Genomic DNA, 25,334 nt, shown 5'->3' with positions numbered 1-25,334 from the left:
TACCGCTCGCGTGACGTTCGACACCGACCGTACCGGGAGTCCCGACGCGTGAGCACGAACACCCGCGAACGGTCGGACCGGCTGGTCGTCTTCGTGCTCTGGCTCCTGGTGTTCGCCACCGGGACGCAGGCGCTCGTTGTCGCGCCGATCCTCCCGCGGATCGCCGAACAACTCGGCACCGAGGAGGCCTTACTCGGCGTGCTCATCACGGCGTACTCGGTGAGCGTGGGCGTCTTCGCGCTCGTCGTCGGCCCCGTCTCCGACCACGTCGGCCGCCACCGCGTCCTCCTCGTCGGCTCCGCGTTCATGGCCGTCGCGCTGGGGTTACACTGGACCGCGAACGGGTTCGCGTCGCTCGTCGCGGTCCGGGCGTTCGCGGGCGTCGCGGGCGGCGTCCTCAATGGCGCGGCGGTCGCGTACGTCGGCGACTACTTCGCCCCGACCCGCAGAGGCTGGGCGAACGGCTGGGTGTTCAGCGGCTTCGCCGCGGGCCAGATCGCCGGCATCCCGCTGGGGTCGCTGCTCGCCGCGTGGTTCGGTTTCCGCGCGCCGTTCGTCGCCTTCGCGGTCCTCCTCGCGGTCGAGACGGTGCTGGTCTGGTGGCTGTTACCCGTTCCGAGCGTGGCCCTGGCGACCGGCCGGCTCTCGATCCGGAGCGCCCTCGCGGGGTACGGGTCGCTCCTCCGGCGGCCCGAGATCGCCGCCGCCACCGTCGTCTTCGTCGTGATGTTCGGCGGGAACGCCCTCTACACCACCTACCTGCCGACGTGGCTCGAGTCCTCGGTCGGGATGACCGCCGGCGCCGTCGGCGGGATGTTCCTCGTCGGCGGCGTCGCCAACGTGATCGCGGGGCCGCGGGCGGGCGTGCTCTCCGACCGGGTGGGGCGGAAACGGGTGATCGTCGCCGCCAGCGTGGGCGTGGCCGTCGTGATGGCCGCCACCCCGTTCGTCGTCGGTGGCACGGTCGCCGCCTACGCCGTCTTCTTCCTCGCGATGGGACTGTTCGCCTCGCGTGCGACGCCGTTCCAGACGCTCCTCACGGAACTCGTCTCGGGCGACAGACGCGGATCGCTCATGAGTCTCACCGTCGGCGTCGGGCAGGTCGGCTCCGGGCTGGGCGGGGCCGTCGCGGGCGTCGCGTTCGCCTCCGTCGGCTACGGCGGGAGCGCCGTCGCGGCGGCCGGAGCCATGCTCCTCATCGGGGCGCTTATCTGGGTGTACCTGCCCGAGACGAGCGAGACGGAGGCGACCGAGGCCGGAGCCGGGGCGACGACTGCACCCACAGAGTCGGCAGTTGTGCAAGCCCGGCGGACGATCGGGCCCGGCGAGAGCATCTGCGGGCCGACGGCCGAGTGCGGCTACTGCGACGACGACTGAGTGCGAGCGGCGGCGACCGAGTGCGAGTGACCGCGAGGGAACGACCACCACCGCCGGCCTCGACCACTCACGCGGCGTCGACACGCCACTCACGCGGCGAATCGTTGAGCCGCTCGCAGCCGTCGTCGGTGACGACCACGAGGTCCTCGATCCGGACCCCGAACGCCCCGTCGAGATAGACGCCGGGCTCGACGCTGAACACCATGCCCGGTTCGAGCACCGTCTCCGAGTCGGTAGCAATGTATGGTTCCTCGTGGATCTCGAGGCCGACGCCGTGGCCGGTGCGGTGGACGAACGCGTCGCCGTAGCCCGCCTCTTCGACCACTTCGCGGACCGCCCGGTCGACGGCGCGTGCCTCGACGCCGGGCTCGACCGCGTCGACCCCCGCGGCCTGTGCCGCCGCGACCACGGCGTGGACCCGCTCGAACTCCTCCGAGGGATCGCCTGCGAAGACGATCGTCCGGGTGGTGTCGCTCGCGTAGCCGTCGACCCACGTCCCGAAGTCGACGACGACGGGGTCGCCCGGTTCGATCGTCCGCTCGCCGTGTCCGTGGTGCGGCTTCGCGCCGTTTGGCCCCGCGGCGACGATCGGCTCGAAGGAGACGCCGTCGCCGCCGGCCGCCGCGAGTCGGTGTTCGATCTCGCGGGCGAGCGATGCCTCCGACCGCCCCACGAGGTCCGCGGCGTCGCGTCGGAGGCTCAGCGCGACCTCGTCCGCGATCTCCCCGGCCCGGCGTAACGCAACGAGTTCCGCGTCGTCCTTCCGGGCACGGAGCGGCCCGAGCACCTCGCTCGCCAGACCGAACGGTCGCTGTCGACCCCGTTCGCCACCGAAGGCTCGCTGGACGTCGAGGCAGAACCGTGCGGGCATCGTGTCGTCGAGGAACACCCGGCCCGAGCCGAGGCCGCAGTCGGCGACAGTCTCGCGAAGCGCGGCCGTGGGGTCGTCGTCGTCGGCCCACGTCCGGACGTGGGCGACCCAAGTCTGTTCGCGGACCTGCGTGCCGGAGAGTTCGGGGACGAGGAACACCGGCCCCCCCTCGCGGGGGACGACGCAGAGGAAGTGCCGTTCGCTCGGGGACTCCGCGATCCCGGTCAGATACTGCAGGTTCGCGCCCGGTGAGAGCACGACGGCCGCGGCGTCGCCGTCGCGGAGGCGTTCCTGACAGGCACGGGTGCGGCGTTCGTGTGGCGTCTCGGTCATGCGCAGTAGTTGTGGACGGGTGGGCAATACAGTACCGCGTGGGCGTCGTCGGTCCAGGGAGCGAACGCGACGGTACTGGAGCAGTCACATGCCCGGGACGGCTCCACGCGATTTTTGTACGACGCGGGCGTCGGGCTCTACGAGACGATGTCGTGGGACGCCGTCGAGTCGCTTGACGACGCACGGGCCGCGACGCAGTCGCTCCTCGTGCCCGTCTCCTGGCGTGCGTGGCTCCGTCTCGCCGTCGTGACGTTCTTCGTCGGCGGCGTCGGCGGGGCCGGTGGAGCGGGACAGGCCGCACAGGGCGCGGTGTCGTCACCACGGCCGCCGGGAGCCACCGTCGCCGACGTCGACCTCCCATCGCTCCCGACGGTTTCCCCGGAGAGTGTCGGCGCGGCGATCCTCGGCGCGGCCGCCGTCCTCGTCGCGCTCGTCGTCGTCCACGCGATCGTCGGTGCGGTCATGGAGTTCGTCCTCGTGGCGTGCCTCCGCGTCCGGCGGGTCGAGCTCCGTCGACCGTTCCGACAGTTTCTCACCCCCGGACTCCGGCTGTTCGTCTTCCGGATGGCGGTCGTGGCGGTGCTCGTCTTCCTCGGTGCCCTGCCGGTCCTCGTCGCCGTCGGTGTGGTCTCGGTCGACGTCGCGGGAACCCTGTTCGTCCCCCTGCTCGTCGTCGGCGTCGGCGTCGCGTGGATCGTCGGACTGCTCGTCCTCCGACTGACGACCGACCTGGTCGTGCCGACGATGATCGCCGAGGGCCGCACCGTGCTCTCGGCGTGGCGCCGCCTCCTGCCGCTGATCCGCTCGGAGTGGCGAGAAGTCGCCCTCTTCGTCCTGATCCGGTTCGGCCTCGGCGTCGCGGCGAGTTTCGTCGTCGGCCTCGTCGTCGGTCTCGCGGCGCTGGTCGTCGCCATCCCGTTCGTGCTCGCCGGTGGGGCGGTCGCGTTCACTGTCGGTCTCCGGGGGGCCGGACTGGCCGTCGCCGCCGGCCTCGCCGTCGGCTTCGTCGCCGCGGTCGTCGCCGTGAGCGTCCTGGTCCAGGTCCCCGTCGTCACGTACTTCCGGTACTACGGGCTCTTCGTGCTGGGCGATCTCGACGACCGTCTCGACCTCGTGGGGGAGCCGCCGACTCGACGGGCGTGACACCGCGACGAACGCGGGATAAATCCCTCGTTAATCGCCTGCATGGAGCTCATAACTACGTTCTTGAAATTCTTCGTATCCTGTATGTCATTCGAGTGGGTGTCGGTGTACGACTGTGCACACTGCGGCGCGAGCGACTGTACGACGAACGTCGAGTACAACCGGTTCGGCTACCCGGTGTGTCGTCGCTGCGGGACGGCGAGGCGCAACTAGCGGACGTAAGCTACAGGCCGGTCGGCGACGACCGACGTCTATGGGCTGGACGGAGCGACGGCGTGGAGCGGACGGGTCGCTGGTCGAGTGGGAGCGCGCCGACGGCTGGGCGACCCTGCGGCGGCGTCGACGCGCCGACGGGACGTGGGTGGTCAGGCTCGACCGGCTGACGCAGGCACCCGAGGGGTCGCTCTACCGTGAAGAACGGACCGAGACGCGGGCGGACGCGGACCGGATCGTCACCGCGTGGCAGTCGACGTACGACATCGCCGGCGAGCCCGGGAGCGACGACGGGGGCGAGACAGCGACCGAGAGTGAAAGTGCGAGTGAGAGCGAACCCGGGTAACGTCCCGGCCGCACCGGTCACTGGAGGCGACGGGTCGTCTCGACCAGCGGGTGGCGCGCGTAGTCGACGATCTCGATGTCGCCGATCGATCGGAGCCCCTCCTTCTCGGCGGTTCGCTCCATCCCCAGTTCGACGGGGTCGTCGACCACGATGACGTACGCGTCCATCTCCTCGATCCCCAGCCGATCGGCAGCCATCACGCGGTGGTGTCCGTCGGCGAGCAGGAGTGTCCCCGCGTTGTCGATGACGACGAGCGGTTCGGCGAGACCGTTCTCGAGCTCGTACTGCCGTCCCTCGAGTTCGTCGGCGTACACCCGCGCTTGCGTGGGGATGAGGTCGTCCAGAGCGATCGCGTCGCGCTCCTCGTGGACAGTGATGCCGTGGATCTGTTCGAGCGTGCGCATCAGTTTGCCCACCTTCTCGGGCGTGGCGCGTTCGATCTGCGAGCGGATGACGTCCGTGTTGGAGATGATGCCGACGAGGTTGCCGGCGTCGTCGACGACCGGAAGCTTCCGGATCCCCGACCGGAGGATGACCCGTGCGGCGTCGTTGACGTCCATGTCCGGGTGGGCGACGATGAGGTCCTCGGTCATGACGGTGAAGATGAGCGCGTCATCGTCGGCGAGGAGGAGGTCGCTCGCGGTGACGAACCCCTCGACCTTGCGCGTCTCGCAGACGGGAAAGCCGTTGTGTCCGTCGCTCTCGACGATGCGTCGAGCGACCTCCCCGACCGTGTCGGTTGGGGACGCCGTCGCGACGTCCCTGGTCATGTACTCCTTGACGGTCGCCGTCCCGGTCATGGGAGAGCCTACGGCGACGGAGGGCAAAACCCTACGCACTCGACTCGCGCGGTCACGAGATCGCACGACCTCGCCCGATCACTCGAACGGGTACTCGAGGGCGATCTCGCCGTCGTCGTACGGCGACGTCGACGGAGCGGTCTCGAGCGTCTCGTAGAACCGGCCGCTGACCGCCTCGGTGACCTGCGACGCGAGCGCCGCCGCGCTCTCGACGTTCTCGTCGCTCAGGATGCCCATCTGGATCTGCGCGCCGGCCATGTCGGCGTGGCCCCCCGCGCTCCCGATCGTGCCGAACGCCTCGCGGAGCGTCTCCCCGAGGTCGACGTCGGTCCCACGAGCACGCCCGGAGACGTAGATCGTCTCGTTCATGTAGCCGTAGACGAGCGAGACGGTGACCCCCTCCATGCCGAGGAGGTGGTCGGCCGCCTGCGCCAGCGCGTCGCGGTCGCGGATCGATCCGACGTTCGTGGCCAGCGCGTCGCCGCGCACCTCGCGGTTACGGATGGCACGCGCGAGCGTGTCGAGCACCTCGGGACCCATGCTCGGGCTCTCGACCCGATCGAGGAGCGAGTGGTCGGCGTGTTCACAGAGGAACGCCGCCGCCTCGAAGTCCGCCTCGGACACCTCTCGGGAGAAGTCCTTGGTGTCGATCCGGATGCCGAACAGCAGCGCAGTGGCGAGTCGCGTGTCCGGTTCGATCTGGAGCCGCCTGAGGTAGTGCGTCAGGAGCGTGCTGGTCGCTCCCACGCCGCTGCGGAGGTCGAGACACCGCGCCTCGACCGGCGCACGTGGCGGGTGGTGGTCGATGGCGATGTCGATGCGGGTGTCCGGCGACAGACCGTCGTTGACGCCGGGCCGCGAGTGGTCGACGAGCGCGATCCCGGCGTAGTCGGACATGTCGGTCCCGGGGGAGAGGACGGTGAGCTCCAGATCGAGGAGGTTGACCATGGCCTGGTTCTCCTGGTGGGAGATCTCGCCGAAGTAACACGGCGTCGCATCGACGTCCACCTGGTCGGCGATGCGGGCGAGCGCGAGCGCCGACGCGATGGCATCCGGGTCGGGGTTGTCGTGCATCACGACCGCCAGCGGCCCGTCGACGTTCCGGAGGACGCGCAGGAGGCGGGCGACGCGAGTGGCGTCCGTCCCGCGCAGGAGGTCGACGACCGCGGTCGCGAGCGCCCCGTGGGGGTCGATCACGCGGTCGGCGACCGTGTGGAGCTGTTCGATCACGTCGGGAGCGGGGTCGGAACCGGCGTAGGCGACGAGGAGCGCCGCGGGGAACCGATCACGGGCGGCGCGAGCGGCAGCCAGGTTCGTCTCCGGGTCGGGCCCCGCGACGACGACCTCCGTCGCCCACTCCGGGTACGTCTCGGAGTCCGTCGGATCGTCGTGTGTCGCGTCGACGCCGCTCTCGCGGAGCGACTCGACGCGGCTGCGCGCCTCGGAGACGACGTGGAGGCTCCCCGGACGGCTCTTGACCGCGTCGACGACGGTCCGGGCGACGGGACTGCACCCCAGAACGAGGCGACTAGGCCGCGACATAGTACGTAGATGCCAGTGAGGGCAAAAAACCCTGCCGGCACTCGTGCGGCGCGGATCCCCCACGACGTGTGTGACTACGACGACCGCCGCCAGCGTCGCCACAGGAGGATGGCGGCGACCGCGACGCCGACGAGGAGGCCGCTGATGCCGTTCGTCGTCGCGGTACTCGTCTCACCGTCGCTCCCAGACCGGTCCGCGCCCGCGTTCGCGGGTGGCTGGTCGTCCCCGCCGAGCGAGTTCGTCGCGTCCGTGGTCACTCGAGCGGCTCCGACCGAGTCGCTCGAAGCGAGCGTCGGCGACTCGGTCGTCTCCGGGTGGTCGCTACCGGTGGGGAGAGCCGAACCGGGGACGGACGCCGTGCTCGCGAGCACGAGCAGACAGAGACCGAACAGGAGTCGGGCGGGGCCGTGTGGCATCGGTGCCGCGGCGACGACCCGCCGACGCATAACAGTCGCGCTGTCGTGCGTGAGCCGGGACGGGTCGTCCGACCGGGGCGTCGACGACCCGCACGAGACGAGACGAGGCCGCCGTTCGGGCGAGGACTGGGGAATCGAAGAACCGGTGAGCGGGTGGACCGAGAGACCGGGCGCGGCGGTCAGAACAGCGCCGCGGCCGACGCCTGCGCCGTCTCGACGACCGGACCGAACGCGGGCAGGAGGAGGAGCGTGCCGAGCGCGGCGGCCATCACGGCGACGTACAGCCCCATGGGACGCGAGCCGAGTTCGAGATCCGCGACGGGGTCTTCGATCCACATCGCCTTCACGACGCGCGAGTAGTAGAACAGCGACAGCGCGCTGTTCACCGCCCCCACGGCCGCGAGCCACCAGAAGCCACCCTCGATGGCCGAGTAGAAGAGGGCGTACTTCGAGAGGAAGCCGCCGAACGGCGGCAGCCCCGCCAGGGAGAACATGAAGACGGTCATCGCGACGCAGGCCATCGGCGCCTGCGTCGAGAGGCCGTTGAGGTCCTCGAACGTCCGCCCGAGGTCCCAGTGTTCGACCATGGCGATGAAGATGAACGCGCCGGTGTTCATGAAGCCGTACACCAGCAAGTGGGCCATCGACGCGCCGACGACATCGCCGTTCGGCCCGCCACCGGAGAGGGCGGCGAGCCCGATGAGCGCGTAGCCGGCGTGACCGATCGAGGAGTACGCCAGCATCCGCTTGACGTTCTCCTGTGTCGCCGCCGCGAAGTTGCCGAGCGTCATCGTGACGACGGCCAGCACCGCGAAGGCGAGCGGCCAGTCGATCCCCATCGGCACGAGTTCGCTCACGGGGAACGCGACGGTGAACACGCGGAACGCCACCGCGAAGCCGGCCGCCTTCGACGCCGACGAGAGGAAGCCCGAGATGGGCGTGGGCGCGCCCTCGTACGCTTCGGGTGCCCAGAAGTGGAACGGAACGGAGGCGGTCTTGAACGCGAAGCCGCCGAGGATCATGAACACGCCGATCCCGGCGACGCCGACCATGCCGGTCGCCTCGGCGAGCCCCGCGGCGACGTCACCGAGGACGAGCGTCCCGGTGGTGGCGTACACCAGCGAGATACCGAACGCGAAGACGGCCGAGGAGACCGCGCCGATGAGGAAGTATTTGAGACTCGCTTCGACGCTCCCCCGGTTGCGCTTGAGGAACGCGACGAGCGCGTACGAGGGCAGCGAGGCGAGTTCGAGCGAGACGAACGCCGTCGCCAGGGAGTTCGAGGCCGCCATCAGCGCCATCCCCGTCGCGGCGAACAGCACGAGCGAGTAGAACTCGCCCTGGTACTCCTCGCCCTCGAGGTAGTCGAACGACGCGACGACGACCAGCGCTGTCACGGAGGCGAAGATGAGCTGGAAGAACAGCGCCATCCCGTCGACGACGATCGACGCGCCGTACAGTTCGATGGCACCGCCAGTGGCGGGCTGACCGGTGCCGGCGACGAGGAACCAGCCGGCGAAGCCGAACGACACCAGCGCGCCGACCGTCGCGACGCCCGCCAGCAGCGTGTTGTTCGACGTGTCGGGGTCGATCGTGTCGATCAACAGCAGGACGAGTGCCGTCGCGGCGAGCGCGATGACCGGTGCCATGGCGGCCCAGTCGGGGAGCGTCGCGCCGGACGACTGCAGGGCGAACGTGGACGTTGATGCGGGCGTGAGCGTGAGGTCGAACATCTACGAGACACCTCCCAGGATGGGGTTGACGGCGTCCTGGATCATCCCGAAGAACAGGTCCGGCGCAACTCCCAGGACGATGATGAGCGCGAGCAACACCGCGAGGGGAGCCACGTCGTGGACGGGCGCTTCGGAGATCGTGTAGTCGCCGTCGAAGCGGAACGGGCCGAACAGCGTCCGCTGCATCGCGAAGAGCAGGTACCCCGCGACGATGACGATGCCGAACATCGCCGCCGCGGTGAACAGCGGCATCCCCGCGAACGTCGTCGACTCGAACGCGCCCTTGAAGATGAAGAACTCGCCCGCGAAGCCGGCCATCAGCGGCAGCCCCATGTAGGCGAACGCGCCGGCGACGAAGATGCCCGCGGTGACGGGCATTCTATCGGCGATACCCGACATGTCGCCGACCATCCGGGTGTGGGTCGTGTTGTAGACCACGCCGACAGTCATGAACATCAGCCCCGAGATGAGGCCGTGAGCGACCATCTGGAACGTCGCGCCACCGACGCCGTACGTGGTGTACGCGACGAGCCCGAGGATGACGTACCCCATCGACGACACCGACGAGTAGGCGACGATGCGCTTGAGGTCCTCCTGGGCGAGCGCGAGCATCGCGCCGTAGATCACCGAGATCACGGCCAGGAGGGCGATCGGTACCGCCAGCTGGACGGCGACGTCGGGGAGCATCGTGAAGTTGAACCGCAACAGCGCGTACGTCCCCATCTTCAGGAGGACGCCCGCCAGCATCACCGACACGGGCGTGGGGGCCTCGACGTGGGCGTCGGGCAGCCACGTGTGCAGGGGGGCGACGGGCACCTTCACCGCGAAGCCGAAGAACATCGCGACGAATGCCGCGGTGGCGAGCGTCCCGGCTCCGATCCCGAACAGCGAGCCGAGTTCCCCGCCACGGAGCGCCATCGCGATCTCCGGCAGGCGGGTCGAGCCGACCGAGTCACCCAGCCCGAACACCAGCGCGATGAAGCCGATGAACATCACCAGCGAGGCGACGTTCGTGTAGACGAAGAACTTGATCGCGGCGTACTTTCTCCGGGGACCGCCCCAGACGCCGACGAGGAAGTACATCGGGACGAGGACGGCCTCCCAGAAGACGAACCAGACGAAGAAGTCCAGCGCCGTGAACACGCCCAACAGATTGGCCTCCATGAACAGCATCAGCCCGTAGAACTGGCTCTGCCGTTCGTCGATCGGCGTCCACGCCGAGACGATCGACAGCGTCGTCAGGATCGTCGTCAGCACCACCAGCGGCAGCGAGATGCCGTCGACGCCGACGAACCAGTGGAGGTCGAATCCACCCAACGTGAACCACACGACGTCCGTCTCGAACGCGATGGTCCCGTCCATCAGGGCGTTCCCGCTCGCGTCGAACTGTAGCCACATCCAGAGCGCGCCCACTACGGGCACCAGACTGAGCACGGCCGCCAGCCGGCCCGCGTACTCGTCGGGGGCGACGAGCACGGCGAGCGCGGCGACGAACGTGACGGCGATGAGTGCTTCGATGATCATGCGAACCAGCCTCCCATCAGACCGAACACTACCAAGAGCGCCGTCAGCCCCAGTGTGAGCAGGACGGCGTAGTTAGAGACGACGCCGGTCTGGACGCGTCGCATCCGCGACCCCGTGAAGAGGCTCACCGACGAGATCCCGTTGACGACGCCGTCGACGACGCCCTGGTCGAACTTGTCGGCGATGCGGGCGATCGGCCGGACGACCTCCTCCGCGAGCCAGACCTGGTACTCGTCTTGGTAGTAGTTGTTGTACAGCAGCGTCTTGATGCCGCCGAGTCGGTCGGTGTGTTCGACCGGCTCGGGGACGTCGTACAGCGACCTGGCGAGCAGGGCACCGCCGATAGCGAGCCCCAGCGAGACGGCGGCCCCGATGGCCACGGTCGCGGCCTCGCCACCGATGTACGACGAGCTGTACGGGAGGACGTCGCCGTAGTGGTGAGCGGTGAGCGACTCGAAGCCGCCGTCGAGCCACTGGTGGAGGAAGTCGATCCCGCCGATGCCCAGCAGTTTCTCGATGGGCACCATGTTGACGACGCCCGCGACGACGGCGAGCGTCCCCAGGACCACGAGCGGGGCCTTCACGTTCCAGCGGACGCCGTGGGGATCCTCTGCAGTAGCGGTCCGCGGCTCGCCGTGGAAGGTGAGGAACACCATCCGGAAGGTGTAGAAGCCGGTGAAGAACACCGCGACGAGTCCCATCGCGTAGGCGGCGAGGAGGATCGGCGAGCTACCCAGGCCGTGGATGAGCGTCTCGTACAGCACCTCGTCCTTCGACCAGAACCCCGAGAACGGGAAGATCCCCGCGAGCGCGAGCGATCCAGCGAGGAACGTGTAGTACGTGACGGGCATCTTCTCCTTCAGCCCGCCCATGTCCCACATGTCCTCGTTGTGGTGCATGGCGATGATGACCGACCCCGCACCCAGGAACAGCAGCGCCTTGAAGAACGCGTGGGTCATCAGGTGGAAGGTCGCCGCGACGTAGCCGCCCGCCCCGAGTCCGAGCATGATGTAGCCGTACTGTGAGATGGTCGAGTACGCGAGCACCTGCTTGATCTCGCGCTTGACGACGCCCATCGTCGCCGCCGCCAGGGCGGTGAAGCCGCCGACGAAGGCGATGATCGCGAGCGCCGTCGGCGAGACGGCGTAGAAGCCGTACATCCGGGCGACGAGGTAGACGCCGGCGGCGACCATCGTCGCGGCGTGGATCAGGGCCGAAACGGGCGTCGGGCCCTCCATCGCGTCGGGCAGCCACGTGTGCAGCGGGAACTGCGCGGATTTGCCGATGACGCCCCCGAGCACGAGGAGGCCGACGATGGTGAACCACGTCTGTGGGGCGAAGCCGAACGTGTTGACGCTCGCCTCGCCGGCGAGAGCCTCCTCGGCGAGCACGGGGAACGCCTCGCTCCCCGCGAACGCCGCGGTGCCGAACGTGGCGAAGACGGCGACGACGCCGACGAGGAAGAAGTAGTCGCCGAATCTGGTGACGAGGAACGCCTTCTTCGCCGCCGACGGCGGACCGGCCTCGCGGAACCAGAAGCCGATGAGCAGGTACGAACACAGCCCGACGAGCTCGAAGAACATGAACGCCATCAGCAGGTTGTCGCTGACGACGAAGCCGAGCATCGACGCGCTGAACAGGCCGAGCGCGGCGTAGTACCGCGGCAGGCCGGTCTCGCCCTCGTCGTTCATGTAGCCGAGCGAGAAGACGTGGACGAGGAACGCGACGAGCGAGACGATGACGAGCATCATCGCGCTCAGCGGGTCGAGAAGCAGGCCGAACGTCAGGTCGACGGCCTCCAGCCCCTCGGCCCACGTGTAGATCGTCTGGTTGTACGTTCCGCCACCGGCGACCTGCAACACGACGCCGATAGAGAGGAGGAGCGATCCGCCGGTCGCTGCGATCCCCGCCAGCGCCCCGCCCTTCGGCATGTACCGTCCGGCGAAGAGGGCGATCACGAACGAGAAGAACGGGAACAGGACGATGGCCGGCGCGAAGTCGAATATCCCCGCCATCTTACCACCTCATCGTGTTCGGGACGGTGACGTCGATGTCGTTGAAGTTGCGGTACAGGACGAGGATGATGCCGATTCCCACGGCGACCTCGGCAGCGGCGAGCGCCATCGTAAATAACCCAAAGGTCTGTCCCGTCACGTTCCCCCAGAACTGCGAGAAGGCGACGAGGTTGATGTTCGCGGCGTTCAGCATGAGCTCGACCGACATCAGGAACAACAGCGCGTTGCGCTTGGTCAGGATGCCGAACAGCCCGATGCAGAACACCGCGCCGGCGAGGAGCAGATACCACTGTGGCGGGACCATCAGCGGTCACCCCCCACGTCGGTTTCGCCGTCGGCCGCGTCGTCGGCGTCCGTCGCGCCGAGAACGGCACGCTTCAGCTCCGTCCCGCCGTCGGCGAGCAGCGACACCGTCTCGCCGTCCTGCTCCCGGCGTGCGAGGATGATCGCCCCGTCGAGCGCGGCGTCGAGGGCGATCGCGATGACGAGGAACGCGACGAGGAACGACTCCGACGGCACCGAGCCGAAGTCGAGGTTGAACATCGCGTAGCCGATGCTCGCGGTGATGTTCGCGTCGGCGGGGAACCCCTGCGGGTCGGGGAACTGCGCCGTGATGAACGCGCCGGCCATCACGACGAACAGCGCGAACGCCGCGAGCCCCGGTGCGAGGTGCGATCCGAGGTCGAGTTCGGGTCTGGTCGTCGGTTTCATGTGCGGCTCACCTCCGTCTGTGACTCTGCGTCCGGTTCTGGATCCGTCCGCGTCAGCATCACGGCGAACGTGATGAGGATGAGCACCCCGCCCACGTAGACGAGGATCTGCATGGCGGCGAGGAACTCCGCCTGCAACATCACGTAGTGCACCGCGACGCTCAGGAGCGCCGCCCCGAGGAAGAGCGCGGAGTGCCAGACGTCACGCACGAGGACGACGCCGAGGCTGCTCCCCACGGTCACCAGGGCGAACAGCAGGAACGCGGCCAGTTCATACACGGTAGCCATTGTAAGGCCCTTCTGGGGGATTCGGTTTGAAGCTTACCGTTTACACCGCGCAGTCGGGCGCGTCACGCGCGGGAGCGCGCAGGACGCTGGCCCGGTCGAGCGGAGGCTCGACACCTGAATCCGAACCGGAAGGATCGCAGACACCCCGGTTCGACCGGAGAACCCGGTCCGGAAGGTCGAACGCGGAGGGCGTCGAGATGAGTCGCGGGAATCGATCAGCTGGTGGTCGCCGCCTCGGTCGTCGTTTCGTCCCCTACAGGGGCGGCGTTGTACACCACGCGGACCCTCGTCACCACGGTTACGGGACCCGATTCGAGGTCGGTACTGGCCTCGGCGGTCGGGGTCGCCGTCGCCATCGCGGCGGTGTCGCCGACCGGTCGTGGCGAGTCGCTCCCGCCGGTCCGGATGACCTTCACGCCCGTGACGGTGAGGTCGGCGTCCGCGGCCAGCGACTGCGCCTTCTGCCGCGCGTCGGCCATCGCCGCGCTCCGCGCGTCGGCCTCGAGTTCGCGGCGCCGCTCGGTCGAGAGCGTGAACTCGATGCGGTTGATCTCGGTCGCGCCGTTCCGGACGGCGGTGTCGATGACCGTCCCGACGCGGTCGGTCTCGGTGACGGTGATCTCGAAGGCGTGCCACGCGCGGTACTGGATCTCGCGCTCGCCACCCTCCTCGTCGGGGCGGGGACGACGGCGGTCACGGTCGATATCGTAATGTCTGGTCGTGATCTGGGTCTCGTCGACGCCGATCTCGACGAGCGCCTGGCGCATCCGCGAGACGTTCGCGGCGAGGCGCTGGCGAGCGGTCGCCGCGTCGTCGGCGGTGGCGACGACGGCGACGCCGACCTTCGCCTGGTTCGGACGGGCCTCGGCGCTCCCGGAGCCGGCGACGTGGATCGTCCGGTCGGCGGCGGTGGTCGACTGCTGTGCGTTCGACCCTGCGTCGGTCGATCCCGACAGCGGCGCGCCGGCACAGCCGGCGGTCGCCAGGAGGACTGCCAGGACGACGGCGAGCAGTGTCCGTCTGTGGAGGGGCATACGGTGTCGGCGTTGTGTGGCGGACGGTATGTGCTTTCAGAAGAGTCAAATCGCCGTTTTCGCCTCCCGTGGTCGTCGTCGGTCCGGACGGGCCGGTCGATCGGCCCGTCCGTCGAAGCCCGTAGATCTAGGAGGTGACGCCGTCGGTTCGTCTCGCGCTGTCGGCCCGCCTCGACACGCGGAGAATCAGTGATGCCGTCGAAGTCACCCGGCGGGCCGAGCCGTCCGGTCCCTGCGGGTTACTGGTAGTCGATCTCGCCGTCGGCCTCCCCGACCCACGCGGTGCGGTCGGGGTTGCGCTCGTTGAGCGGGTCCATCCCCTTGTACCAGGGGACGTTCTTCAGCTGTTCTTTGTTGTAGACGAAGTCGTTCTTGGTGTCCGCAGTGAACTCGAAGTTCTGCGTGAGCAAGATGGCGTCGACGGGGCAGACCTCCTCGCACAGCCGACAGTAGATGCACTGCCCGATGTGGAGGTTGTACTGCTCGCCGTTGCGCTTGTCGTCCGTGACGATCTGGATGGTGTCGTTCGGACAGACGTTCTCGCACTGGCGGCACCAGATGCACCGCTCCTGTGAGAACTTGTGGACCCCCCGGAAGCGGGGGCTGACCTCGGGCGCGACGTCCGGATACTCGACCGTGAACGTCTGCCCGTCCAGTGCGTGTTTCATCGTCGTCGCCATGCCCTTGAGTATTCCAATCATTTATGCGATCACTCCCACGATGATGGCCGTGAGCACCAGGTTCGCGAACGAGAGCACGAGCATGCCCTTCCAGCCGATCTCGATGAGCTGGTCGATACGCACGCGGGGCACCGCCGAGCGGCACCACTGCGTGAACAGGAAGAAGGCCCACATCTTGATGATCATCCAGACGAAGCCCGGGAGGACCGGGCCGGCCGGGCCGCCGAGGAAGAGCACGGCGGCGAGCGCGCCGCCGAGGAAGATGTGGATGAACTCGCCGAGGTAGAACAGCACGAAGTACACCGAAGAGTACTCCGTCTGGTAGCCCGCGACGATCTCGGTCGGCGCCTCCGGGATGTCGAACGGGTTGCGGCCGATCTCGGCCATGTTCGCCGCCATGAACAGCACGAACGCGAACGGGTTGACGAACGCGAACCAGCTCGGGATCGACACGCCTCCAACCGTGAGGAGCGGCTCCGTCTGCGCGGCGACGATGCCGCTCATCTGGAGCGTACCGGTGAAGACCACGACCGACGCCGCGGTGATCACGAGCGGGATCTCGTACGCGAGGTTCTGCGCGATCGAGCGCAGCCCCCCGAGGAGCGAGTACTTGTTGTTCGACGCGTAGCCGGCCATCACCAGGCCGAGCGAGGCGATCGATGCCGCGGCGAAGGCGAACGCCAGCCCCGTCTCGGGGTCGGCCAGCTGAATGCCGCTACCGAACGGGATGACGGCGAAGCCCAGCAGCGCCGAGAACGGGAGGACGATCGGAGCGAGGTCCCAGGCCGGCCGGTCCACACCCTCGGGAACGATCAGTTCCTTCGACAGCAGCCGGACCGCGTCGGCGACGATGATGAGCAGGCCGAACGGGCCGATCCGGTTGACCGCGATGCGGTCGGTGAAGGCGGCCGTGATCTTCCGTTTGGCCCACGGGCCCGCGACGGCGGTCATCGTGAGCATCAGGTTCGCGATGATGAACGCACCGATGAGACCGCCGACGACCGCACCGGCGACGCCGTCGAGGCCGAGGAGCCGGGCGATGGCGTCGGGAAGCGGCGCGCTCGACTGCTGCAGCAGTACGGGCGCGGACGCGGCCATCAGCGATCCACCTCGCCGAGCACGATGTCGAGGCTTCCCAGGGAGGCGATCATGTCGGGGATGAACTCACCCTCGGACATCTCGGGGAGCGTCTGGAGGTTCGAGAAGCACGGCGAGCGGATCTTGAACCGCGCCGGCTTGTCAGTGCCGTCGGCGCGCATGTAGATGCCGAGCTCGCCCTTCGCGCCCTCCACGGCCCGGTAGATCTCCGTGTCGTCTTTTGGCCGAAGGGTCCGGGGGACGTTCGCCTGGATCGTCCGTTCGTCCTCGGGCCAGTCCTCGAGCAGGTCGACACACTGTTCGATGATCTTCGCCGACTCCTCGACCTCGCGGAGCCGAACGAGCAGGCGCGAGTAGTTGTCGCAGCCGTCCTCGGTGACGACGTCCCAGTCGAGTTCGTCGTAGTAGCCGTAGGGGTCGTCGCGGCGGAGGTCGTAGTCGATGCCGGAGCCACGGGCGACCGGACCGGTCGCGCCGTACGACTTCGCGACCTCCGGCGGGAGGACGCCGGTGTTGACCGTCCGCACCTGGAGGATCTCGTTCGCCGAGATGAGGTCGTGGTACTCCTCCAGCGCCTCGGGGAGTTCGTCGAGGAACGTCCGGATCTTGTCGAAGAACTCCTCACGGGGCTCGGGCAGGTCCCAGACCACGCCACCGAGCCGGAAGTAGTTGAACATCAGCCGCTGTCCCGTCAGGTCCTCGAGGATGTTCTGGACCTTCTCGCGGTCGCGCACCGCGTACATGAAGATCGCGGTGAAGTCGCCGTAGACGTCCAGCGCGAACGTCCCCACGGCGAGCATGTGCGAGGCGATGCGACACAGCTCCGCCCCGAGCGTCCGGATGACCTGCGCGTACTCGGGCACGTCGATGTCCGCCATGTCCTCGGCGGCTCTCGCGTAGGCCCACTCGTTCAACAACCCGGCCGAGATGTAGTCCCAGCGGTCGGGGTAGGGCATGATCTGGTAGCGGTAGGTGCCCTGCTGGCAGATCTGCTCCTCGCACCGGTGGAGGTAGCCGATGTCCGACTCGAGGTCGGCGATCTGCTCGCCGTCGAGCGTCGTCTTGACGTGGAGCACGCCGTGGGTCGCGGGGTGGTGCGGGCCGATGTTGACGAACATCGTGTTGCCCTCGCCCGCGTGGTCGTCCTCCAGCGGGTTGGCGTGCTCTTTGAGCGTGACGATCTGGGGGCGGTCCTGGTCGTAGTCGAGCGAGAGGGGGTGGCCCTGCCACGTCTCGGGAAGGAGGATACGCCGCAGGTCGGGGTGGCCCTCGTACTCGATGCCCACCAGGTCGTAGGCCTCGCGTTCGTGCCAGTCGGCGGTTCTGAAGACGGGTTCGGCCGACTGACTCTTCGGCGCGTCTTTGGCGGTGGGGACGACGACGCTCACCTCGCGCGTGCGATCGTCGTACGACGTCAGATGGTAGATCGACTCGTAGCGGTTCTCGTACTCCTGGGCCGTGACACACGAAAGGTGGTCGAAGCCGGCCTCGTCGCGGAGCGTGAAGAGCACGTCCTGTACCGCGTCGGGGCGGATCTCGAAGCCGGGGGCGTTGAGGTGGTCGTCGCGGGCGAGCACGTGGTCGCCCAGCAGCGCCTCGAGATCGTCGCCCGTCGTGGGCAGCTCCTCGTCGACGACCTCGGGCTGGGTCGGGTCCGGTTCTTCGAGGCTCATTACGGCGAGTCACCCCAGTTGTACCGCATGACGAGGTCGTCCTCGTCGATCTGTTCGGCGAGCTGGTCGACGATCTCGTCCCGCTCGAGGTCGCCGAACTGCTCGAGTTCGTACGGCTTCACCGTCACGGGCGAAGACTCGCCGTTGGCGATGCGTTCTTGGAGTTTGGCGACGCCGTAGATCAGCGCCTCCGGTCGCGGGGGACAGCCGGGGACGTGGATGTCGACGGGGATGACCTCCTCGGCACCCTTGATGACGTTGTACCCCTCCTGGAACGGGCCGCCGGAGATCGTACACGAGCCCATGCCGACGACGAACTTCGGCTCGGGCATCTGGTCGTAGACGCGCTTCATGCGCGGGGCGAACTTCGAGACGATGGTCCCGGGGACGATGATGACGTCGGCCTGTCGTGGGGACGCGCGCGGGACGCCCGCGCCGAAGCGGTCGAGGTCGTGCTTGACCGCGTAGGTGTGCATCATCTCGATGCTGCAGCAGGCGATGCCGAACTGCAGCATGAACATCGACGACCCGCGGACCCAGTTCATGAACTGGTCGAACTTGGTGAGGATGAACGGCGAAGAGCCGAACGCCTCCCGGAGCATCGAGTTGAAGCGGTTGTCCGCGCCGCTCATCCGGGCGTCGCGGGTCTCTGTCTGTACGTGCGTGTCGTCGGTTACGAACGGTTTGTTGTCGCTACTCATGTCATGCTTCCCTCTCTGTCTTCTGACGGCTGGCACGCGGGCTCTTGACCCACTCGACGGCCCCGTTGCGCCACGCCCACACGAGCGCGACGACGAGCACGCCGATGAAGAGGAGCATCGGCAGCAACACCGCCGTGAGGCTCGCGCCCTGCTCGAGCGCGGACCGGTAGATGACGGTCCACGGGAGGATGAGAACGGTCTCGATGTCGAACACGACGAACAGCAGCGCGACCATGTAGTACTGAATGTTGAACTGGACGCGCGCCGTCCCCGTGGGGACCTCACCGCTCTCGTAGGTGGCGCTTTTTCCTTGTTCGGGTACCGTCGGGCGCAGTACCGCCGACGCGGCCATCATTCCCAGCGGGATGCCGACGCCGACGAGACCCAACGCGCCGATCGCTATCCAATCGTTCATACGGGATTCTCCTATCGTCCGTCGGTTAGAACACCACCACTATAAGCGTTGATTTGTGTTCCGGCGGAGCGGAAAATCCGAACTGCTCACAGAGGGATCTCGAGCGTCCGGTTCGCGGGAGGTCGTGACGGCGGTCGGCAGACGAGCGCGGTCTTACGGCCCGCTCGCGCGCCCTCAGCCGTTCGCGTCGCTGTCGCCGTCGGCGTGGCGTTCCCGGAAGCCGTCGATCCCCAGATCGTGGAGGTCGCGCGAGACGTCGGCGACACCCGCCTTCTGCCCCTCGTGGAAGTCGACGAGGCGGTCGCGCACCACGTCGTGCTCGCGCGCGAGGGTCTGCGCCGCCGACAGCGCCGCGTTGAACGACTTGCCCGCGTCGACGGCGGTGATCGGCGCGCCCGTCGGCATCCCGATCACGGAGTCGACCGACTTCTCCTGGACCGGAACCCCGACGACGGGCACGGGGAAGGCGATGGAGGCGGTCATGTTCGGCAGATCGGCACTCTTGCCGCCCGCGCCCGCGACGATCACGTCGAGTCCCCGCGCCTCGGCAGTGTCGGCGTACGCGTACATCAGATCGGGGGTACGGTGCGCGGAGACGACGTAGCTCTCGAAGGTGAACCGTTCCGCGGGTGGCGATTCGAAGTCGGTCTGTTCGGCGAAGCCGAGTTCGAAGAGCGCCTCGTACGCCCCTGCCATCACGGGGAGGTCCGAATCCGAGCCCATGATTATCCCGACGTCGGGCGTCTCCTCGGCGGGGCGGTCCTGTGCGGCCTCGTCGTGCAGTCGATCGATGAGTTCGCGTTCGTCGGTCATGGTCGTCGTGATCGTGGGTCGTAGTCGTCGGTCGTGATCGTCGTGATCAGTGGAAGTCGAGACGGTCGCGGACGTCGCGCGCGCGGCGCAACAGGCTGTCGATGTCCTCCTCCTCGTTCTGTCCGTCGCCGTCGCCCGGCGTGGCGTCGCCAACCACGGTCACGTGCCCCATCTTCCGCAGGGGGCGGACCTCGTGTTTCCCGTACCAGTGCAGCGCCGCGCCGGGCGCGGAGAGGACGGCGTCGACGTTCACCAGACGGGCGTCGCGGGGCGAGTCGACCGTCCCGAGGACGTTCGCCGAGACCGTGTTCGAGCGCCGCCGCGTCGACCCCAGCGGCCACCCCAGCACGGCGCGGACGTGCTGTTCGAACTGCGAGGTGCTCGCCCCCTCGATCGTCCAGTGCCCGGAGTTGTGCGGGCGCGGGGCGACCTCGTTCACGAGGATCTCGCCGTCGACCTCGAACAGTTCGATGCCGTACACGCCACGACCGTCGAGGAGGTCGAGCACGTCGTGGGCCACCGCCTCGGCACGGTCGGCAACCGCGGGTGCCGTCCGCGCCGGGACGACCGTCTCGCGGAGGATCTCCTCCTCGTGGACGTTCTCGCCCACGGGGAACGTCCGGACCTCGTCGCTGCCGACGACGCCGATCACGGAGAGTTCGCGGTCGAAGTCGACGAACGCCTCGGCCATCGCCGCCCCGCCGATCGAGTCGAGCGCGTCGGTCGCGTCGTCGACGTCGGGGACGGGGACGTTGCCCCGGCCGTCGTAGCCGCCGCGGCGGGCCTTCAGCATGACGCCGTCGAACGCCTCGACCGCGGCTTCGAGGTCGGCGACGGTGTCGACCCGGCGGAGTTCGGGGACGGGGACGCCCGCCTCCGCGAAGGTGCGCTTCTGGTCGAGTTTGTCCTCGATGACACGCAGCGTGTCGGGCGAGGGATGGACCGGCACGTCTTCCCGTTCGGAGACCGTGTCGAGGAGGTCGGGGTCGGCGAGTTCGATCTCGTACGTCAACACGTCACAGCGCGCCGCGAGTTCGGCGACCCCGTCGGGATCGTCGAACGCCCCGAGGATCTGGTCGGCGGCGACCGACGCGGGACAGTCGGGCGTCGGATCGAGGACGACGACGTCCACGCCGAGCGGGGCCGCCGCCTCGGCCAGCATTCGGCCGAGCTGTCCGCCGCCGACGACGCCGAGCGTCGGGCCGGGTACCGTTGGCGAGTCGGAATCGGGCGTCACGCGCGAGCATCGTCCACGTCGGAAATTAAACGTTGTCACATCCGCTGGAACGGGGAGATGTAGCCCGGTGTCGGTCGCACAAAAAACATATGCCGGTCGGTCGGAACTCCCCCGCACGTGCTCGCCACACGTCGGACGCGACGGCTCGGCGTCGCCGTGGGCAGTGTCTCTGTCGCCGTCGGTGTCGCTCTCGGCGGCCTCTTCCTGGGGCTTGTCGCCGAGGGGCCGCTCGGGTCGCTGCGGCCGTTCACCGCACTGACGACGCACCGCGTCTCACCGGCCACGGCGATGACGTGGACGTATCTCGATGCGATGTGGGTCCATCCGACCGTCACCTGGGACAACGTCACCGTCGTTCGGAGCGTGCTCGACGTGCTCGACGGGGACACCGACCGGTTCGTCGTGCTGCGCCTCGTTCCGCCGACGCTGCTCGTGGCTGCCGGCGCGCTCACCGCGTGGCTCGCCGGTCGTCGCGCCGGTCCCCGGTCGGTGACACCACTCGTCGGTGCGACGATTGCGCTCGGCTACACGCCGCTGGTGGTCGCAGTCGCTTGGCTGACGAGGGTGCCGGTCGCGCCGGCCGCGTCCGGACGGGTCGTCGTCGGCAACACCATCACGACGGCGGCCGACGTCGCCGGTGTCGCTGCGGGCCCACCACTGTTTCCGACGGTCGTCGTGGCGCTGGTCTATCCGGTCGTCTTCGGACTGCTCGGCGGGGTGCTATCCCAGCAACTCGTGGCCCTTGCCGACTGGCTCCGACGTGCCTATCCGCCTGGCTGATGACCCTTACGCTCGAACGTCCGGGTCGTCCTGCGCCGCCCGCAGCGCCTCCTCGTCGACGAACACCACGATATGTTCGCCCCAGAGCTTGAACGCGTGCTCGCGGGCCGTGTACCCCTCCAGGTAGGGTTCGAGCTTCTGGCGGTCCCAGTCGTGGGCGACGACGACCGGCGGCGGGTTCGCGAGCGCCTCCTCCACCGGGGTCTCGGGGTCGGTCGAGGTCACCTCCGCGTCGTACAGTTCGAGATACCAGGGGAGCGGCAGGCGGGAGTGCCAGGCCGGACCACCGGGCGGCGGCGTGTCCGCCGAGGATTCGTCGGAGACGTACAGTTCGACCGAGTCGCCGCCCGGCGTCGTCGTGCCGTAGAAGAGGACGTCGGTTCCGTCGTTGGCGGCCGAGACGGTTCTGACGTCGGCGAGCGACTCCCTGAGGTCGTTGCCGGGCTGTGCCCACTGGAGCACCTCCTTGTCGGCCTCCTCGGTCGAGTTCCAGTACGCGACGTTGGCCCCGACCGCGCCGCCGACGGCCGCGAGCACCAGAAGCGCCGCGAGGCCGGTCGAGACGAGGTCGTCCTGGGTGAACGCGTCGTGACCCGTGCGGACGACGAAGACGACGCCGACCGCGGCGGGGACGGCGAAGGGGACGACCGCGTGGACGGCGGCCCACGGTGCCTGGATGTCGGTCGCCAGCGGGTAGCCGACGACGCTGGCGAGTCCCCAGTAGGTCGCGAAGGCGACCAGCGGCCGGAACCCCGGGTTCGCGGCCGAGTACCGGTCGACGACGGCACCGAGGGCACCGAACGCGACCACGACCGGCGCGCCGTAGGCGAGCGTCTCGAGGTAGTCGTAGAGGTACGGGAGGTAGTCGTGATCCTGGTGGGCGCCGTCGACCCAGGTGCCGTAGAACTGCTCGGCGGGATCGACGGTGCCCGCCTCGACGACGCCGGGGAGCGCCGCCGGGTTCGAGAGCGCCGACCAGAGATCGGGGCGCGGTGCGTAGAAGAACACCACGACGAGGAAGAACAGGGCGACGGAGCCGACGAGGTAGCCGCCCGTCCGGGCGAGGGCGCGCTCGCGGGTCGGTCCCTGACTCGTGATCCACCGGGCGACGCCCTTGGGCCACCGCTCGACGAGGACGTCGCCGAGGCGCGTCCCCTCGCGGGTCTCGCGGACGAGCCGGTGGTCGAGCACGAGGACGCCGGCGCCGAGGAAACAGAGCACGTAGAGGAGGGCGTTCCCCTTCGTGGTGAACGCGAGGCCGAACATCGCCCCGGCGCCGAGGAGGTACGCGAGCCGGCGAGTCACGAGCAGGCGGAGGAGGAAGCCGAGCGCGACGAGCGAGAAGGCGGCGACGAGGACGTCGTTGCGCATGAACCGCGAGTAGTAGACCAGGAGTGGGTTCAGCGCGAGCAGCGCCGCGAACGCGACGACCTCGTCGTCGTCGAGGAAGTCGCGGAAGAGCCACGCCGCCAGCGGGAGGAAGCCGCCGACGAGTGCCACGGGGAGCCGGGCGGCGAAGTCCGAGGCAGGCAGGAGGACGAACAGGTAGTCGTTGACGATGGGGAGGAACGGACCGTGGACGATCGGTCGGTACGAGTGGACGCCCGTCTCGTGGTAGCGGAGGATCCAGTAGCCGACACGACCCTCGTCCCAGTGCATCACGCGGCCGCCGAGCGAGACGACGCGGACGAGGAGTGAGAGGAGGACGAATCCGAGGACGGCGAGGAACGTCCGGGACGCAAAGGGCCCCTCGTCGGTACGCATGAGTGGTAGTCGGGACCCCGTCGATTACAACTCTTGTGTTACGTGTCTGTGGGGTAATCAGTCCGCCCGACCGGTGTCAGTCGAGGACCCGTTCACCTTGGACGACAGCAGTCTTCGTCCACCGGGGGACGAACCACACCGTGAGGGCGGCGCCGGCGCCCGCTCCGGGCCGGACGGACGACACCTCTTTTACGAGCGGCCCGGACCCACGGGTATGATCCAACTGGGACTGGTCGTCGCGCAGTTCAACGAGTCGGTGACGGGACCGATGGAGGAGCGCGCACGGGAAGCGGCCACAGAACACGACGCCGAGGTCGTCGAGACGATCCACGTGCCGGGGAGCTACGACACCCCGCTCGCCGCGGACCGGCTCGCCCGCCGGAAGGACGTCGCCGCCGTCGTCGTGCTGGGGGCGGTCGTCACCGGCGACACCGATCACGACCGCGTCATCGCCGACGCGGCCGCACAGGGGCTGACGCAGGTGAGCCTCGACCGGGACAAGCCGGTGACGTTCGGCGTCTCGGGGCCCGGGATGAGCGGGGCCGAGGCGCGCGAGCGGATCGACAAAGGAGCGGAAGCGGTATACGCCGCCGTCGAAATGGTAGATGCACTAGCATGACCGGACACGAATTCGACTTCGCGGCGCGCGTCGGCCGGGTGGAGCCGAGCGCGACGCTCGCCATCTCGAACCTCGCCTCGGAACTCGAAGCACAGGGCAAGGACGTCGTCGACCTCTCCGTGGGCGAACCCGACTTCCCCACCCCCGACAACGTCGTCCAGGCGGGGAAAGACGCGATGGACGCGGGCCACACGGGCTACACACCTTCGTCGGGAATCCCCGAACTCCGCGCGGCCATCGCCGACAAACTCCAGAGCAACGGCGTCCCCTGTGCGTCCGAGAACGTCGTCGTCACGCCCGGCGGCAAGCAGGGGCTCTTCGAGGTGATCCAGACGGTCGTCGACGACGGGGACGAGGTCGTCCTCCTCGACCCCGCGTGGGTCTCCTACGAGGCGATGGTGAAACTCGCCGGTGGCTCCCTCTCACGCGTCGACCTCTCGCCGTACGGCTTCCAGCTGGAGCCCGCTCTCGACGACCTCTCCCGAGCCGTGAGCGACGACACCGAACTCCTGATCGTGAACTCCCCGTCGAACCCCACCGGCGCGGTCTTCTCCGACGCGGCGCTCGAGGGGGTGCGAGACCTCGCAGTCGACCACGATTTCGCCGTCATCTCCGACGAGATCTACGAGCGCATCGCCTACGACGTCGAGCCCACCTCTCTCGGTTCCCTGGACGGGATGGGAGACCGAACCATCACGCTCAACGGCTTCTCGAAGGCGTTCTCCATGACGGGGTGGCGACTCGGCTACTACGCCGCACCGGAGGAGCTCGTCTCGCAGGCGGGGAAGGTCCACTCGCACTCGGTGTCGTGCGCCGTGAACTTCGTCCAGCACGCGGGCGTCGAGGCGCTCTCCGAACGGACGGACGAGACGGTCGTCGAGATGCGCGAGGCGTTCCGCGAGCGCCGTGACATGCTCCTGGGCCTCTTCGAGGATCACGACGTCGAGGTCCCGTACCCCGACGGCGCGTTCTACATGATGCCGAAGTTCGCCGACGACGGCGACGACCAGGCGTGGTGCGAGGCCGCCCTCGAAGAGGCACAGGTCGCCACGGTCCCCGGCAGCGCGTTCGGTGCTCCCGGCTACGCTCGAATCTCGTACGCCGCGAGCGAGACGCGACTGCGCGAGGCGGTCGAGCGTCTGGCCGACGCCGACCTCGTCTGAGGATCGGCCGACGTTCGACCGACCACGCCGGGCGTCTCCGAGCTCC

The 25,334-nt window shown here is 68.6% G+C and carries 26 protein-coding genes; 7 read left to right on the top strand and 19 right to left on the bottom strand.

What is annotated here, in order from left to right:
- Positions 1-48 precede the first annotated feature (48 nt).
- Positions 49-1,377 carry an MFS transporter gene (locus tag FZP69_RS06230; protein ID WP_152040477.1) on the top strand — a complete coding sequence of 443 codons (1,329 nt, stop codon included), beginning with the start codon at positions 49-51 and terminating at the stop codon, positions 1,375-1,377.
- Positions 1,378-1,444: 67 nt separating this feature from the next.
- Here FZP69_RS06230 and FZP69_RS06225 read toward each other — a convergent pair whose 3' ends face one another.
- A complete protein-coding gene (locus tag FZP69_RS06225) occupies positions 1,445-2,581 on the bottom strand; it encodes a M24 family metallopeptidase (protein WP_152040476.1) in 1,137 nt (378 codons plus the stop codon).
- A gap of 114 nt (positions 2,582-2,695) precedes the next feature.
- On the opposite strand from FZP69_RS06225, the gene FZP69_RS06220 reads away from it, so the two are divergent.
- From FZP69_RS06220 to FZP69_RS06215, 3 genes are all read left to right on the top strand, one after another.
- Entirely contained in the window at positions 2,696-3,724 is a 1,029-nt protein-coding gene (locus FZP69_RS06220) for a DUF7544 domain-containing protein (protein ID WP_152040475.1), read from the top strand.
- A gap of 84 nt (positions 3,725-3,808) precedes the next feature.
- A complete protein-coding gene (locus FZP69_RS23210) occupies positions 3,809-3,937 on the top strand; it encodes a hypothetical protein (protein ID WP_275689343.1) in 129 nt (42 codons plus the stop codon).
- Between the two features lie 40 nt (positions 3,938-3,977).
- Positions 3,978-4,283, top strand: a complete 306-nt coding sequence (locus FZP69_RS06215) for a DUF7543 family protein (RefSeq protein WP_321168776.1) — start codon at positions 3,978-3,980, stop codon at positions 4,281-4,283.
- Positions 4,284-4,300: 17 nt separating this feature from the next.
- Here the strand turns inward: FZP69_RS06215 and FZP69_RS06210 are convergent, their stop codons facing one another.
- The 17 genes from FZP69_RS06210 to FZP69_RS06130 form a co-directional block, all read right to left on the bottom strand.
- Positions 4,301-5,083, bottom strand: a complete 783-nt coding sequence (locus FZP69_RS06210) for a CBS domain-containing protein (protein ID WP_152040474.1) — start codon at positions 5,081-5,083, stop codon at positions 4,301-4,303.
- Between the two features lie 78 nt (positions 5,084-5,161).
- Positions 5,162-6,625 (bottom strand): DHH family phosphoesterase, encoded by a 1,464-nt coding sequence (locus FZP69_RS06205; RefSeq protein WP_152040473.1) that lies wholly within the window; start codon positions 6,623-6,625, stop codon positions 5,162-5,164.
- A gap of 74 nt (positions 6,626-6,699) precedes the next feature.
- Positions 6,700-7,041 (bottom strand): hypothetical protein, encoded by a 342-nt coding sequence (locus FZP69_RS06200; protein ID WP_152040472.1) that lies wholly within the window; start codon positions 7,039-7,041, stop codon positions 6,700-6,702.
- 179 nt (positions 7,042-7,220) lie between these two features.
- Complete coding sequence (locus FZP69_RS06195; protein ID WP_240137579.1) at positions 7,221-8,690, bottom strand: NADH-quinone oxidoreductase subunit N; 1,470 nt, start codon at positions 8,688-8,690, stop codon at positions 7,221-7,223.
- A gap of 84 nt (positions 8,691-8,774) precedes the next feature.
- Positions 8,775-10,298 carry a complex I subunit 4 family protein gene (locus FZP69_RS06190; protein WP_152040470.1) on the bottom strand — a complete coding sequence of 508 codons (1,524 nt, stop codon included), beginning with the start codon at positions 10,296-10,298 and terminating at the stop codon, positions 8,775-8,777.
- A complete protein-coding gene (gene nuoL / locus FZP69_RS06185) occupies positions 10,295-12,313 on the bottom strand; it encodes an NADH-quinone oxidoreductase subunit L (protein WP_152040469.1) in 2,019 nt (672 codons plus the stop codon). Before nuoL ends, FZP69_RS06190 begins: the two co-directional genes overlap by 4 nt.
- A gap of 1 nt (position 12,314) precedes the next feature.
- The gene (gene nuoK, locus FZP69_RS06180) at positions 12,315-12,617 is read right to left on the bottom strand and encodes an NADH-quinone oxidoreductase subunit NuoK (RefSeq protein ID WP_152040468.1); all 303 of its coding nucleotides are present in this window, start codon (positions 12,615-12,617) and stop codon (positions 12,315-12,317) included.
- Positions 12,617-13,024, bottom strand: a complete 408-nt coding sequence (locus FZP69_RS06175) for a proton-conducting membrane transporter (protein WP_152040467.1) — start codon at positions 13,022-13,024, stop codon at positions 12,617-12,619. The genes nuoK and FZP69_RS06175 overlap by 1 nt, the downstream gene beginning before the upstream one ends.
- Entirely contained in the window at positions 13,021-13,311 is a 291-nt protein-coding gene (locus FZP69_RS06170; protein WP_152040466.1) for an NADH-quinone oxidoreductase subunit J, read from the bottom strand. Before FZP69_RS06170 ends, FZP69_RS06175 begins: the two co-directional genes overlap by 4 nt.
- 215 nt (positions 13,312-13,526) lie before the next feature.
- Positions 13,527-14,345: an SIMPL domain-containing protein gene (locus tag FZP69_RS06165; RefSeq protein WP_152040465.1), complete on the bottom strand. Its 819-nt coding sequence runs from the start codon at positions 14,343-14,345 to the stop codon at positions 13,527-13,529.
- Positions 14,346-14,584: 239 nt separating this feature from the next.
- Positions 14,585-15,046: a NuoI/complex I 23 kDa subunit family protein gene (locus FZP69_RS06160; protein WP_152040464.1), complete on the bottom strand. Its 462-nt coding sequence runs from the start codon at positions 15,044-15,046 to the stop codon at positions 14,585-14,587.
- Complete coding sequence (locus tag FZP69_RS06155; RefSeq protein ID WP_152040463.1) at positions 15,047-16,123, bottom strand: complex I subunit 1/NuoH family protein; 1,077 nt, start codon at positions 16,121-16,123, stop codon at positions 15,047-15,049.
- Complete coding sequence (locus FZP69_RS06150; protein ID WP_152040462.1) at positions 16,123-17,796, bottom strand: NADH-quinone oxidoreductase subunit D; 1,674 nt, start codon at positions 17,794-17,796, stop codon at positions 16,123-16,125. The genes FZP69_RS06155 and FZP69_RS06150 overlap by 1 nt, the downstream gene beginning before the upstream one ends.
- Positions 17,796-18,497: an NADH-quinone oxidoreductase subunit B gene (locus FZP69_RS06145; RefSeq protein ID WP_152040461.1), complete on the bottom strand. Its 702-nt coding sequence runs from the start codon at positions 18,495-18,497 to the stop codon at positions 17,796-17,798. Before FZP69_RS06145 ends, FZP69_RS06150 begins: the two co-directional genes overlap by 1 nt.
- A gap of 1 nt (position 18,498) precedes the next feature.
- Positions 18,499-18,912, bottom strand: a complete 414-nt coding sequence (locus FZP69_RS06140) for an NADH-quinone oxidoreductase subunit A (RefSeq protein WP_152040460.1) — start codon at positions 18,910-18,912, stop codon at positions 18,499-18,501.
- A gap of 174 nt (positions 18,913-19,086) precedes the next feature.
- A complete protein-coding gene (purE, locus tag FZP69_RS06135; RefSeq protein WP_152040459.1) occupies positions 19,087-19,725 on the bottom strand; it encodes a 5-(carboxyamino)imidazole ribonucleotide mutase in 639 nt (212 codons plus the stop codon).
- Positions 19,726-19,771: 46 nt separating this feature from the next.
- Positions 19,772-20,962, bottom strand: a complete 1,191-nt coding sequence (locus tag FZP69_RS06130; protein ID WP_152040458.1) for a 5-(carboxyamino)imidazole ribonucleotide synthase — start codon at positions 20,960-20,962, stop codon at positions 19,772-19,774.
- Between the two features lie 117 nt (positions 20,963-21,079).
- On the opposite strand from FZP69_RS06130, the gene FZP69_RS06125 reads away from it, so the two are divergent.
- A complete protein-coding gene (locus FZP69_RS06125) occupies positions 21,080-21,742 on the top strand; it encodes a hypothetical protein (protein WP_152040457.1) in 663 nt (220 codons plus the stop codon).
- Between the two features lie 6 nt (positions 21,743-21,748).
- Here the strand turns inward: FZP69_RS06125 and FZP69_RS06120 are convergent, their stop codons facing one another.
- Complete coding sequence (locus tag FZP69_RS06120) at positions 21,749-23,506, bottom strand: flippase activity-associated protein Agl23 (protein ID WP_152040456.1); 1,758 nt, start codon at positions 23,504-23,506, stop codon at positions 21,749-21,751.
- 214 nt (positions 23,507-23,720) lie between these two features.
- Here FZP69_RS06120 and ribH point away from each other — a divergent pair, with 214 nt between their 5' ends.
- On the top strand, positions 23,721-24,125 hold the full coding sequence (gene ribH / locus FZP69_RS06115) for a 6,7-dimethyl-8-ribityllumazine synthase (RefSeq protein ID WP_152040455.1): 405 nt from the start codon (positions 23,721-23,723) through the stop codon (positions 24,123-24,125).
- Entirely contained in the window at positions 24,122-25,288 is a 1,167-nt protein-coding gene (locus FZP69_RS06110) for a pyridoxal phosphate-dependent aminotransferase (RefSeq protein ID WP_152040454.1), read from the top strand. Before ribH ends, FZP69_RS06110 begins: the two co-directional genes overlap by 4 nt.
- Positions 25,289-25,334 lie beyond the last annotated feature (46 nt).

The organism is Salinigranum salinum, from assembly GCF_009176545.1.
In the GTDB taxonomy this organism is placed as follows: Archaea; Halobacteriota; Halobacteria; order Halobacteriales; family Haloferacaceae; genus Salinigranum; species Salinigranum salinum.
The sequence above is the reverse complement of the archived record's forward strand: the minus strand, read 5'-3'. Positions and strand labels throughout refer to the sequence as shown.